This is a genomic window from Candidatus Poribacteria bacterium (genome assembly GCA_021295755.1).
Lineage (GTDB): Bacteria > Poribacteria > WGA-4E > WGA-4E > PCPOR2b > PCPOR2b.
Genome location: JAGWBT010000015.1, coordinates 1 through 13,633, shown reverse-complemented (window position 1 = coordinate 13,633; position 13,633 = coordinate 1). Strand labels below are relative to the sequence as shown.

The window sequence follows — 13,633 nt, the reverse complement described above, 5'->3', positions numbered from 1 at the left end:
GTTTGTAGACGTTGACACAAGGAGCCAATCTGTATCACCGCATTAAAAGACGGGGGTTTAGATTGGAAGATTTTGATAATAACAGAAGCAACAGAAAGTTCACGGAGGATGAATAGATAATGAAAAAACGACCCGATATGCAAAGCGAAGCTAGTCCTGAAGGATTAGAAATTGTCCAACTGACAACGGAGGAGGTACCCAGTTCGCACATCTATATGGAGGCACAGATCTTCACGCCGGATTCAAAGCGATTTATCCTGCACCGCTCCGCACATCCACACGGGTCAGATCCGCAAGACCCTGAACATCAATATTTGATCTGCGATCTGGAGAACAACTGCGAGCTGATTCCAATTACCAAAGAAACCGGTGCAACCGCCCCTTCTGTGTCGCCCGATGGGACGACCCTCTACTACTTTATTGATGAAACCCACCCCGGCGGCGGGAGACTGACCCTCAAGCGAGTTGGTATGGACGGTACTGACAGAGAGACACTGTTGACAATGGATTCACCGCTGCCCAACACCAATTTTCGTCCGAGCCGTCCGTATCCGCTATCCACAATATCCTCTGACGGAAAGCGATTAGCAATCTCCACCTTCTTCGGTGATGGTAACACAACAGATGCACCTTGGGGCTTGATGGTTTTCGATTTAGAGGGAGCATCCGTTGAGCTGATTATCCACGGCCAGACATGGTGCAACATGCACCCGCAGTACAGTCGATCCCTCGACACTGACGAAGCGCACGATATTCTCATCCAAGAAAATCACGGCAATACTTGCGATTCATTAGGAAAAGTCTCTCAACTGGTCGGTGGAGATGGGGCGGATATCCATGTCCTTCGTGATGACGGAACAAAGCTCAGAGATCTGCCTTGGGGACGGGATGGGATTGAGTTCTGTCAAGGTCATCAGTGCTGGATTGGACGTAGTTCAAGAGCACTGACTAGCACCTCCACACGGGAACCTAAGAGTTGTCGCCTGATTGAGGGGCAGGCACTGCCTCATGTGGGACATTTGGGGCTCAATACGCCGGGTGGCAGGCGCAACGACCTATCGCGTGATTTCCCAAATCCTGATTTCTATCATTTTGCCACAGATATCGCTGGGCAGCGGCTGATTACAGACGCTGGTCCTAGAGATGGCGGCGGTGCAATCTATCTAGCCGAGCTGCCCACCGATGAAACAGGTCAGCTAGGCAACATTACCTTTTTGCTTAACCCACGCTCTTCTTGGGAAAAAGGTAGCCATATCCACCCATTCCTCTCACCAGACGGCAGTACAGGGTTTTTCAATTCTGATGAGAGTGGCATATTGCAGGCGTACATGGTAAAAGGTTGGGCGGTCTGATTCAGCAAAGACACCTACCCTTCTCATGGGAACCGATGGATTCTATCTCTTAGAACTTACACAGTTGAGTAACTAGAACCTGGGGTTAAACTCCGTCGGCGCAAGTTAGCTACCCCGATTTCATTGAGGCAGGCTCTATGGGCAAGGACAGGTTGGAAACCTGTCCCCACGAGTGAATTTCATGGTCGTATGTCACAAAGGCAGAGGCATACAGCGTCGGAAATCAGATGTGATTTTCGCAATTGAAGTGCGTAAGTTTTATCCTTAGACGACCATTTACTTGAACAACGTCGAGAAATTTGCTAACATAATGTTGAGACAAAATAACTTTCTGCCCTACACCTAAGTTTTTGTGTGAATTGAAGTCAGCCTATGGAGGAGCATCAAGGTCAGTTACCCCACCCTGAAGGGATAGGGCTTGTTACCCGTTCCCCGGGATTTATTGGGTTACGCGCTTCTGTCCCCGTCTGAACAGGGGTTTCGGGGGTGTTAGTTACCACCGCACCTCCATACAAGTGCTTGGTTGTAAAGAGAGCGCAGTAATGCTAACCAGACGGTAAAGATCTTTCGTTGTTTCGTTGTAGGATAGGCGCGACATTCATAAGTCTGTTTCATAGGATTGTCCTTGCCCTTCATATCCGTTTCAGTGGAGGTGTGTGGGAGACCCTAACAAGTGTTAGGGCTGCAACTTTCCTATGAAGGACAAGACAATTTTAACAGACTCACAATATGTTTCAAGCAAAAAGGAAGGCGGGATTTCCTCACACACTAAAGTGTGGGAGCTCCATCCCGAAGAATTCTGATGAAAATTACCAACATTGAAGTGATTCCGATTTACCCTCGCCTTGCAAAACGTTATGACAATCGCAAGGTCGATTTATACGGTATAGACCATCGCACCGTTTTCAAAGTGGAGACAGACGCCGGGATAGTCGGTTACGGGGATCAGCGCGTCCGCCCCGGTGGACAGCCGGATCCCGCAATCGCAGCATCACTCATCGGTCACAACCCGTTTGACTTTATCAACAACCATCTCCCCTACGGCTCCGCCCTGAGTTGCGCCCTCTACGATGTAATGGGAAAATATCTCAATGTGCCTGTCTATAAGTTGATAGGACAGAAAGTCCGGGAGGCGGTCCCCGTTGCAGCGTGGACCCGTCCGGCAGCGCCGGAGATATTCCGTGACGAAATCAGTCGAGCGGCGGATCAAGGTTATACGATCTTTAAGATGCACACCTGCGATTACTTCGACGTGATGGAACAGACTCGGCTCGCCGAAGAGGTCGCACCGGAGGGTTTCAAGATTCATTACGACTTCAATAGTAACCGGAGTTTGGCGGCGGTCCTTCCCATCATTCAAGAATTGGAACGTAACCATCCGATTGTCGGTTATATTGAAGACCCGCTCGTGAAGAATGATATAGATGGCTGGCGTCGATTGCGCGAACAGACCCGTCTTCCGATTATCATGCACGGCACACCGCTCGGAAGCGTCCAAGAAATCCTCCACAGTGTTGCCGACATCTACATGATTGGTGGCTCGATTGGCGATACTATTGCGACAGGGTTTGCCTGCGGAAAAGCGAATATCCAAACAATACTTCAGTTTGAGTCAGGCACACTCGGCAAAGCGATGGCATTGCACATGGCAGCTGTTCTTCCTACCCACACCGCCCACTCCATCAATCTAGACGACCAATATGAGGAGGACTACACCACTGAGCGGATTCCCATCATCGAAGGATCATCACCCGTTCCAGAAGGTCCGGGACTTGGTTACGAAGTAGACGAAGACGCATTGGCACGTATCGCAGCAAATAAACCGATAGAACCTCCCAAGCACGTTGGTGTGCTGCACATGCCGGGTGGGAATACCTTCTACGGTCGTTCCTATGTCTCACCTACCAGCGTAACGGGACGTGAGGAAGGCACAATTCGGGGCATGAGGTCGGAGATATGGGAAGACGACGGCTCAACGGAATTTGCCGGAATCTATGAGCGGGCGCAGAAGGAAGGAACATTCCGTGCAGATTAACAAGGGGACTTACAGGGCAAGTCCAACTCTGAAAATTGCGGAAGGACGGAACACCAATGGGTGTATTTGATCAGGTGTTACAAGAGGTAGATGAACGGTGCCGTGAACAGCATATACCGATGCTTGGCCCTGAAAAAGCCGAGTTTCTCGCAGATCTGGTTCAAAAGGCGAAGCCGAACTTGATTGTTGAATGTGGCACCGCTATCGGTTATTCGGGACTCTGGCTGGTCGCTGCACTCAAATCTGCGGGTAGGGGCAGATTACTCACCGTTGAGATCGATACAGGACGTGCTCACGAAGCGCAGGAAAACTTTAGGCGCGCCAACGTCCAAGATTTGATTGATTCACGAGTTGGGGATGCTGCGGAGGTGCTGACAACTATCCACGAGCCGGTCGATTTCTTGCTACTTGACAATAACTACAGCAACTACTTCCCCTGTTTTCGGGCAATTGAATCGCAGCTGACTGACCGGGCGACTGTTGTTGCGGATAACGTGGGAATCGGGGCAGCGGGCATGGCGAACTATCTGAACCATGTTCGCTCCAATTATGAAAGTCGAACTCATTGGTTTGAGACAGATCTGCCTTGGGTCAAACGCGATGCTATGGAGGTAACTATCTACCACAAGTCCGGTTAAATATTGAAAAGAGGACTCAACTGACACGCTTATTAGGAGGCACTACTATGGCGAACCTACATGGACCGGTTCTGACCGACGACGAACTTGCAATATTCCACGAACAGGGATACGTGCGTTTAGGCAAAGTTGCGCCGGACGAAGAGATTGAGGCACTTTGTCAGCGTATTGATGATATTATGCTGGGAAAGATTCGCTATGATAATATGCTTATGCAACTCTGTCCGTCAGCCGGTCATCCGGAATTATCGAAACAGACGAAAGAGTTTAAGGGATCTACACTGAAATATCGAAAGATTCAGGATCTCGATCAGGATCCACTGTTTCTGCCGTACATACGACACCCACTGTTCCAGGATATCACACAGAAGATCATCGGAGAAGAGGTCTCCGCTTTTCGGACGATGTTCTTCAATAAGCCAGCGGAGCAAGGAGTCCTCATTAATTGGCATCAGGATGGCGCCGGCGGCTGGGGATTGAGCATTTCACCAAAGGTAACAATCTGGACTGCGCTAGATCCGACGAGTGTCGCTAACGGATGCTTACAGATCATTCCGGGGTCGCATAAAAGTCTCATCCCCGAACAGGGTGACCAGCTATCTCCGGAGGAACGAGCCATTCACGCACCGGACGAGAAACGCATCTATCTTGAAATGGAGATGGGAGAAGTTGTGCTACTCCATAACTGGACGTTGCACCGCTCAGAGGTCAATACCACAAATCGACCCCGGCGGGGATTCAGTGTGTGTTACATTGATGCAGCAACCCGTCAGGTCTCAACCGGACGTGGCTATCCAAAGGTCTTTCCGAAGTATGTGCCGGTGCAGGAACCGTAAAATATGTGAATCTCGCTATATCCCAGTCGGAAACAACGATTGTTGTCTTAGCCCTACAGGAGCGTTTTATAGTGACCCCCGAAGAACTGTATCACTACGATGTGAATGGATATCTGCTGATCGAAGATGCCATTGAGCCGGACTATCTCGCGTATCTAAACGAACGTCTGGATATCTGGGAAGAAAAGGCGTTGCAAGATTTCCACGCCCTGCCAAAATCGGCAAATCCTGAAGTTAGATATGACGATATTCTGAATCAGGAGCCGTCCTTACTAGACCTCGTTGTGAATCCGAAAATGCTCCCCTATATTGATGAGATGGTGGATCGTCCTAGACTTAAGTCAACGTGGGTAACATTTAAGTGGAATGGGGGCAGGACGGCTTATCATTCCAACCACACACCGTCAGTGATGCACAATTTTTATCACTTTAATGGTCGTATCCATCATAACCTCTTCCAAGTGTTTTATGCAATGCGCGACATCAATCCCGGCGAGGGTGGGTTGCAAGTCATTCCGGGCAGCCACAAAGCCAACTATCCGTCACCGCCCGACGACGCATTGAAGGGTATGTACATTGAAATTCCGATGAAGGCGGGTTCTGTTCTGCTTTTCACCCACGATATGCGTCACGGCTCGTTCAACACCACGGATAATGTGCGCAGGACAATTATCTTCACTTACTGTCCCGGGGTCATTGCGAATTCTTTTGGGGGCGATACGCTTTACCAACGTCTCTTTGAAGATGCACCGGAAGGGAGTTGGTTAAAGTACCTCCTCCGTACTCCACACGGTTTCCTAGAAACCTACCCAAAGCCCGAAAATGTGCCTAATAGGACTTAAGTCCCCCTGATAAGGGGGATTTAGGGGGTTAAAAATCAAAAATCTACACCCGTGTACCAAATTTGCGTAAGTCCTGCCTAAAATAGATGAGCGGATATTCGGACACTATACAGGATTAAGTCGGTATTATGTCACACAAATTGTGACTCTATCCCCTCGTTGCAGTCCGAGGACTTGTGCCGCATTGCCCTGGTTAATGGAGATTTCCAGCCTATTAAAACTGCCGACAATTGCCAAAGCGTCACCAACTGCTGATTCAGCGTACGATCGGTTGAAATGGTCAATCTCCGTACTTCCTGCACGGATAACAACGCTGTCCCGTCCTTCGAGCGACTCCAAGATTTCTTGAGAGATGTTCGTGATTAAATTCCCAAAAGCATCAATCCAGATGACCTGTCCGATAATCGTGTTGTCCGTCACTTGAGGTTTTGGGATGGGGAGTTGCACAGACTCTGCAACGGGGCTGCCCAGTTTATCAATCCCTATGCCGTGCGAGAGGTGCGCTGCAATGGGAGCAAAGATGTCTCTACCATGAAAAGTGTTGCTCACTTGAGGTAAGAAGTAAGCTGAATTCTTCACCGCTACAGTATGGATACGCTCTTCATTGCGGAGGATATGGGTCAAAATCCCGTTGTCCGGGCAGACAAAGTAGGCTGTTTTTGTTCGGCAGACAATCGCTCGGCGCCCACTGCCCACGCCTGGATCTACGACTATCACATGGATAGTTCCGGTTGGGAAATAGCGATACGCTGAATCAATCAGGAACGCGGCAGCGTGAACATCCTGCGGCGGAACAGTGTGTGTGATGTCGACAATCTCAACTTGCGGATTGATATTCAGAATCACACCTTTCATGACGCCGACGTAATGATCGCTTGTCCCGAAATCGGTCATCAGTGTGATAATATGGGATGGCGCAAGATCCATTGTAAATCTCCTCGCAAAATAGACAGGCAGATTATACACATCATCGAAAGTGTAACAGAAAGAAAAGCCGCAGGCAAGACGAAATATTCACTTGCACCGTCGCATCTGCTGGGCTATAATATTTATATCGGATCTTGGGAATTTACGTGGGACCCTGAACAAAAAGGCGAGCCAAAGATGATTGCAGATACAGATTTAATGACAATTCCTGAAGCCAGCAAATGGGCAATAAACTATACTAAAAAAAATGTAACAACTTCCAATATCTCTTATCTAATTCAGTATGGAAGGATTCGGAAATATGATAACAATGGTTCCACAAGGGTTTCAAAACAGGATTTGATTAAATATTATGATTCATATATAGGAAAACGAGAAATTAACTGGAAAGCACAACTAGGCGAAGACATCAATTGGGGACTGTCATTCGACTACCTGAAAGAAGCCGATACGACGAAACATGTCCATAGACTCCACCCGTATAAAGGCAAATTCATCCCTCAACTGGTTGAATACTTCTTAGACAATCATACAGATGATTTCAAAAAAGATGTGTGTTTCAAACAAGGCGACATTATTCTTGATCCGTTTTGCGGTAGCGGCACAACACTGGTACAATCGAACGAACTTGGAATGCACGCTGTCGGCATTGATATTTCCGCATTTAACACGCTCATCAGCAACATCAAAATAGAAAAACATAGTCTCGTTGAGGTACAGAATGAAATTCACAATATCACAAGTGCCTTGAAGCGGTTTATCGGCGAATCTAATGTCGCTCAATTTGAAGCACAACTTGCTGAAGAGCTCAACGATTTTAATAATGAATATTTTCCTTCCCCTGATTTCAAATACCAAGTTAGGCAAGGACAGATCGATCAAGAGAAATATGGAAAAGCAAAAGAGCACCAATTCTCACTCAGATATTTTCAACTAATCAATCAATATGGAGTCAAGTTGTGGCAAAGAAAATCAGAGAATTTCCTCGATATGTGGTATTTATCACCTGTAAGAGAAGAGATCAATCTTGTCTTTGAGCGCGTCAAACATATCCAAAATCGTGAGACGCAGCGGGTGATCCAGATTATTCTGAGTCGAACTATTCGTACTTGTCGTGCAACGACCCATGCAGATTTGGCAACCTTAAAAGAACCTGTAACATCAGTCTATTACTGTGCCAAGCATGGCAAGATGTGTAAGCCATTGTTTTCAATATTGAGTTGGTGGGAGCGATACTGTCAAGATACAATTCAACGCCTTATTCAGTTTGATAAATTGAGAACTGACACGTTTCAAACCTGTCTGACTGGAGATTCTCGAACCATTGATATTATCAAAGCATTAAAAACCGATAACCCAGACTTCGCCCAACTCGTGAATGAGCAGAAGATTAAAGGGATTTTCTCTAGTCCACCGTATGTTGGACTAATTAATTATCATGAACAACACGCCTATGCCTATGATTTATTTGAATTTGATCGAAAAGACGAGCTAGAAATTGGACCGCTCTTCAAGGGCAAGGGAAAAGAAGCCAGAGAACAATATATCAAAGGTATTTCGGAAGTGCTACGGAATTGTAAAAGATTCTTATCTGAAGATTATGATGTTTTTCTAGTGGCAAATGACAAGTTCAACATGTATCCAACGATTGCGGAGCGTTCAGAAATGCGAATTGTCAACCAATATAAACGACCTGTTCTCAACAGAACAGAAAAGGACAAGGGCGCTTACTCCGAAAGTATTTTTCATCTGAAGTCAAAATAGCTTACAGATCGGCACAAATATGCCGCTATCCGCGGAACAGACCACATCAGTCGAAGCAACAATCAGAGAGAGTTTAAGGGAAAAGTTCCAAAATTACGAGCCAGAGTCTAAAAATATGCCCTTCCACTATCGCTTACTAGGGAAAGACAGAATGGCTCTCTATTCATTTATTCAATCGCTGAATACAACGTTTGGAATCTCCATTTATGAACCAGTTGCGGAGGCATTAGCCAAAACCCGTTTCGCAACAGCACAGTCACAATATGAGGTTGGCAACAAGATTAGCGAAGATGCCCAAAGCGAAATTCAGCGTATTATGAATGCGCTAACAACAGGAGATACAGATCCTGATAAACGCGAGGAAATTCAGAGGATTCGGGCGGTGTGCCAAACAGGTAACATGAATAAATTACGCACTGTGAAGGCAGATCTGTTGGTTAAAAATAATGAAGGTTCGTTACTTCTTTTTGATCTGAAAACAGTCAAGCCGAACAAGGGCGACTTTCAAAAGTTTAAGAGAACACTGTTAGAATGGTGTGCAATCGCTTTGGCAAAGAATCCAGATCTCGATATCCAGACTCTTATTGCAATTCCTTACAATCCGTATGAACCCGAACCCTATGAACGCTGGACGGCAAAAGGGATGTTGGATTTAGGACAAGAACTAAAAATCGCCAATGAGTTTTGGGATTTCTTAGGCGGAGAAGGTGCGTATCAAGATTTATTTACGACCTGAGATTGACCAGTATTTTGAAAGATTTAGAAATTGATTCAAAATTGAAATAGGAGTGACGATGGAAAGATTTTTACCGATCACAGATTCAACGCTTTACTCCATCTACGAGAAAGTGCAGGCGAATGAACGCCTCTCCTTTGAAGATGGGGTAAGGCTCTACGAAAGTCCCGATATCAACGGCGTCGGCTATCTTGCCAACATCGTGCGGGAGATTTAGCTTACTATAACTTCAATCAACATATCGACTACTCGAATGTGTGTATCCTACATGCACGTTGCCACTTTTGTGCGTTTGCACGCAAGGACATAAAGACCGACGGGGCATGGGAGATGAGCGTCGATGAATTTCTAGATAAGGCGATGTATTCGATTGACCATGGCTGCACGGAAATTCACAGCGTCGGTGGACTGCATCCAAAGCTACCGTTTGAATACTACCTCGACATGCTTCGTGGACTGAAGAAACGGATGCCACAGGTGCATCTGAAGTTTTTCACGGCTGTGGAGATTCATCACTTCTCTCGGATATTCAAGATGTCGATTGAGGAGGTCTTGATTGCGTTGCGCGAGGCGGGGCTAGATTCGCTGCCCGGCGGCGGAGCGGAGATCTTCGCGGAGGAGACGCGGGAAAAAATCTGTCCCGGCAAACTGAGCGCAGAGGGGTGGCTTGAGGTGCACGACATCGCACATGCTCTATGGACATCTCGAAACGAGCGAGGATCGGGCAGATCATCTGATTCGCCTTCGCGAGCAACAAGACAAATCGGGCGGTTTTGTCACCTTTATTCCGTTGGCGTTCCATCCCGACAACACACGAATGGATTACCTACCGAGCACGTCCGGCTTGACCGACCTGCAAAATATAGCTGCATCGCGTCTGTTGCTTGACAATTTCCCTCACATCAAGGTGTATTGGATTATGACTGGACTGAAGACAGCCCAGATTGCGCTGAGTTTTGGAGCAGATGACATTGACGGTACAGTGACGGAGGAGAAGATTACGCATATGGCTGGTGCAGACACGCCGGAAGCCATCTCAGCAGAAGAAATTATCCAAGTAATCGAGGAATCCGGTCACATTCCCGTTGAACGCGATACACTTTATAACGAAATTATCCGGGAAGGAAATCAATGGCACAGGAAAGCCGCGTAAAAGTTGGGGCGGTTTCGTTTCTGAACACGAAACCGCTGATTTTCCCTTTTCTGGAGAATCTGCAATTCCCCGGCAGCGAGGCAATCGAACTTAGCTTGGCGGCACCAAGCCGTTTAGCGAGAGAACTACAGGACGGAGACATTGACGTTGGGCTGATTCCAATCATTGAATATTTCCGAACCGATAGCAAATATAGAATCATACGGGACATTTCACTCTGCTCGCGGGGACCCGTTTTGAGCATTCAATTATTCAGCCACGTACCAATTCCCGCCATCCGTCACGTTGCACTCGACACCAATTCCCGCTCATCTCGTGCGCTTGTAAAGATCATCCTCGCGGAGAAATATAACTTGCATCCCGACTTTCATTCCTGCCCACCCACTATCGACCCGCAAGAGGCAGAGACGGATGCGGTGCTACTAATCGGGGATGCAGCGTTGAGACGGCTCGGTACAACAGATTATGCCTTAGATCTCGGTGCGGAATGGACGACGTTGACAGGGTTACCGTTTGTCTATGCTTGCTGGGTGGCGCGGGGAGAGATCGAGTTGGGACATGTTCCGCAAACCCTTCTGAATGCCAAAGAACGTGGTATTGATAAAATTCCTGAGATTACACGAATTGAATCTCAAAGACTCGGTTTCCCAGCAAACCTCTGTCGAGATTATCTCACCAAGCATATTTGCTATGAACTCGGTGAGTCTGAAATTGCCGGGCTGAAGAAGTTTTATGAACTCGCTGTGAAGTACGACCTTGCCCAACCCGGTGTGAAACTGAGGTTTGTATGAACTTCTGACCTTGAGAAGACATCATGTTGACGGATGATCAGAAAACACACTTTTACCTGTTGGGTTTCGTTAAAATCCCTGCTGTCCTTACGACTGAAGAGATTGACGAATTTTCTTGGCGATTTGACGCAATTATTGCTAACGGTAAAGACCAAGGAGATACGTCAGCACCGGGAGCGCGGATATTTCCAGAAGGGCACCGTGTCATTGTTCCATTGATTGAGGCAGATCCTTATTTCTACAACCTGCTAGACCATCCTAAACTAGCTAACATCGCCGAAGATCTGCTTGGAGAGGACTGTATCTTTTTCGGTAGTTCCGATGGACAGATTCACAATGGGGACACAAATTGGCATCGCGATGGCAGTTGGCCCGAACCGGGCACTGAAGCCAAGCTGACATTTTATCTGGATGATGTCGTGCCGGGTAAGGGGTGCCTGAGTTTCATACCCGGTAGCCATCTGTGGCCACTTCATTATACCGAACTTGAAAGGCAGATAGACGAGTGTGCACTTGGGTATCCCATGCAGGAGTTCCCCGGACGCTACGAGTTGCCAACAGAGAAGGGGGATGTTATCGCCTTTAACACACGGATTTGGCATTCATCTTGGGGCGGTGGTGCTAACCGTCGGCAGATGGCGTGGATGATGAGAACACAACCACGGATGGCATGGGAAATTGAACACATTGTCACATTCAACAAGAACTATGCAAAGATGTGGGCACCTGAGACTGGGCGCTTGGTTTCTGACCGGTTTTTCGAGACAGCAGGTCCAAATCGAATGAAAAAGATTCAACTACTGAAAGAGTTGGGGTTGTGAACACTCTTACCCAAACAACAAAAATAAGGAAAAAACAATGATTGCAGTAAAAGGATATTTTGACGGGGAAAAAGTCCATTTATTAGAGTCAGTTCCCGTCCCCGTTCAACCCTCCGAGGTGACGGTTTGGTTCTCTGAAGATGCGGCGTAGAAAAAGGCAAAATCAACTGAAGCTAGAAAAAAGCTGAGGAGCTCCGCAAAAGGACTTCGGCTTGGGGAAAAGTTGGCCGCTGACCGGTAGTCTGAATATGATTGACAGATGCAGCAATAATAGACTATACAAATCGAAAGTATAAACAACATGCTTGAAACAACACTCTTTGATTCAACCTATGAAAGTCGGAAGCGTCCCCTGCTGAAACAGGTATTGGAGACGATTCGCCCGATCTATTCCGCGAATGAACTCAAGGTCTTACGCATTAACAGTGAAAGTCGAGATGTCCTTTCTCTTCGCTCTGGGCGGGGATTTGTCAATCGGGATATTCTTGAAACGGTGCTTGGAAACCTACTAGAATGTGTCGCACCCGGTTCCCACAACGCCCCACGTCCAGAAAATAGTAAAGGCGAACTGTCGGAAGCCATCGAAGAGGTCGCCGATCAGCTTTACGCGATGATTGCCCAATCCTTCTTGGCAGTCACCGGCGAAAGTGAGTGGGAAAGCCGTGCGTTGGACACAACGTTTGCGCTGCTTGGGGAGTTGCCTCGATTGAAACAGCGTGCCTTATGGAACCGTTTTGCCTCTCTGAGAGATCCGGCGGTATGGGATGCCTATTTGCTTCACAGCGGAATTTCCCGTGAAAAACTTATCGAACTGGACATCAGGGACAAAGTAGATGAAGCGATCCTAAAGCGGGAATTTCATCCCTATCGAAGTGTCCTAGATGCCCTCGATTTGGCGTTCGCTTTTGACTATCAGATGCAGTTAGTTGTAAGTACCTACCCCGGTTGGCGAGTGCTTTTCTATCACGATGTTGGCTATCTCTTAACTCGATCGGGTCCCGTTGAGGACAACCCCAATCTCTACCGAAGTCCTGTACCGCTTTTGCCCCGCGCAATTTCTGAGCTTGGAGGCAGGTACTACCAAGCAGATCTCCACCCGGAAACACAAATTGGAGATGCCAATTTCTTGGAGCATCCCCACCGAGGCTTTACGACCGGACAAACTGGAGTTATTGGTTCCGGGTGCGTCATCTATCCGTGTACGCTTGGTGGTTTGAGCGTAAGGGTCAAGCAACGTCATCCAATTCTTGGGGACTTCGTGCAGATTGGTACGGACGCCAGCTTGCTGGGACCGGTACGGATCGGAAATCATTCAACCGTCGGCACAAACACAGAGATCTACGGTTTCGTTGAAATCGGCACAGGTTGCCATATTGGTTCTTCAGTGGTCATCGGAACAATCCGGAGCGAAGCCATGAAGCCGGGCGTGATTCGTCTGGGAAAAAACGTCTCGGTGGGCGATGGTACGATCATCGAAAACACGTCAGCGATAGATTTGATTATTCCGGATGAGTCCGAGATTCCCGCACGCAGCCATGTGGCTAACGATGGTTTTGGACATCCCAGATACGTGGCATAGCCAATGTGGAACTGTTGATATACTTTTGATATACTTTCTGATCAAGGACCAGAAGTAAGGCGTGAAACGTGAAGATAGTTTGTTTATCAAAAAAACCTTTAGGTCTAAAACCCAAGTATTCATACTTGGTATACAGATTGCTTTAGCAAGTTTAATCTT

At 47.4% G+C, this 13,633-nt stretch carries 11 protein-coding genes and 2 pseudogenes; 11 read left to right on the top strand and 2 right to left on the bottom strand.

Annotated features, from left to right (window positions below; all coding sequences use genetic code 11):
* Positions 1-119 precede the first annotated feature (119 nt).
* Positions 120-1,352, top strand: a complete 1,233-nt coding sequence (locus J4G02_03460; GenBank protein ID MCE2393650.1) for a PD40 domain-containing protein — start codon at positions 120-122, stop codon at positions 1,350-1,352.
* 504 nt (positions 1,353-1,856) lie between these two features.
* Here J4G02_03460 and J4G02_03455 read toward each other — a convergent pair.
* Positions 1,857-1,967, bottom strand: a pseudogene (locus tag J4G02_03455) (helix-turn-helix domain-containing protein).
* 187 nt (positions 1,968-2,154) lie between these two features.
* Here J4G02_03455 and J4G02_03450 point away from each other — a divergent pair.
* The 4 genes from J4G02_03450 (at position 2,155) to J4G02_03435 (ending at position 5,703) form a co-directional block, all read left to right on the top strand.
* Positions 2,155-3,387 carry a hypothetical protein gene (locus J4G02_03450; protein MCE2393649.1) on the top strand — a complete coding sequence of 411 codons (1,233 nt, stop codon included), beginning with the start codon at positions 2,155-2,157 and terminating at the stop codon, positions 3,385-3,387.
* A gap of 56 nt (positions 3,388-3,443) precedes the next feature.
* A complete protein-coding gene (locus J4G02_03445; GenBank protein MCE2393648.1) occupies positions 3,444-4,025 on the top strand; it encodes a class I SAM-dependent methyltransferase in 582 nt (193 codons plus the stop codon).
* 47 nt (positions 4,026-4,072) lie between these two features.
* Positions 4,073-4,861, top strand: a complete 789-nt coding sequence (locus tag J4G02_03440) for a phytanoyl-CoA dioxygenase family protein (protein MCE2393647.1) — start codon at positions 4,073-4,075, stop codon at positions 4,859-4,861.
* A 71-nt stretch (positions 4,862-4,932) separates the two neighbouring features.
* The gene (locus J4G02_03435) at positions 4,933-5,703 is read left to right on the top strand and encodes a phytanoyl-CoA dioxygenase family protein (GenBank protein ID MCE2393646.1); all 771 of its coding nucleotides are present in this window, start codon (positions 4,933-4,935) and stop codon (positions 5,701-5,703) included.
* 126 nt (positions 5,704-5,829) lie between these two features.
* On the opposite strand, the gene J4G02_03430 is transcribed toward J4G02_03435, so the two are convergent.
* Positions 5,830-6,609, bottom strand: a complete 780-nt coding sequence (locus J4G02_03430; protein ID MCE2393645.1) for an SAM-dependent chlorinase/fluorinase — start codon at positions 6,607-6,609, stop codon at positions 5,830-5,832.
* 198 nt (positions 6,610-6,807) lie between these two features.
* Between J4G02_03430 and J4G02_03425 the strand changes: the two genes are divergently transcribed.
* The 6 genes and pseudogenes from J4G02_03425 to J4G02_03400 all read left to right on the top strand — a co-directional run bounded on the left by J4G02_03425 (position 6,808) and on the right by J4G02_03400 (position 13,474).
* Complete coding sequence (locus J4G02_03425; GenBank protein MCE2393644.1) at positions 6,808-8,394, top strand: site-specific DNA-methyltransferase; 1,587 nt, start codon at positions 6,808-6,810, stop codon at positions 8,392-8,394.
* Between the two features lie 19 nt (positions 8,395-8,413).
* A complete protein-coding gene (locus J4G02_03420; protein ID MCE2393643.1) occupies positions 8,414-9,130 on the top strand; it encodes a TdeIII family type II restriction endonuclease in 717 nt (238 codons plus the stop codon).
* Between the two features lie 58 nt (positions 9,131-9,188).
* Positions 9,189-10,283: pseudogene (mqnE, locus tag J4G02_03415) on the top strand (aminofutalosine synthase MqnE).
* Entirely contained in the window at positions 10,262-11,074 is an 813-nt protein-coding gene (locus J4G02_03410; GenBank protein ID MCE2393642.1) for a menaquinone biosynthesis protein, read from the top strand. Before mqnE ends, J4G02_03410 begins: the two are co-directional and overlap by 22 nt.
* A gap of 23 nt (positions 11,075-11,097) precedes the next feature.
* Positions 11,098-11,895: a phytanoyl-CoA dioxygenase family protein gene (locus J4G02_03405; GenBank protein ID MCE2393641.1), complete on the top strand. Its 798-nt coding sequence runs from the start codon at positions 11,098-11,100 to the stop codon at positions 11,893-11,895.
* 301 nt (positions 11,896-12,196) lie between these two features.
* The gene (locus J4G02_03400; protein MCE2393640.1) at positions 12,197-13,474 is read left to right on the top strand and encodes a hypothetical protein; all 1,278 of its coding nucleotides are present in this window, start codon (positions 12,197-12,199) and stop codon (positions 13,472-13,474) included.
* The last annotated feature ends 159 nt before the right edge of the window (positions 13,475-13,633 follow it).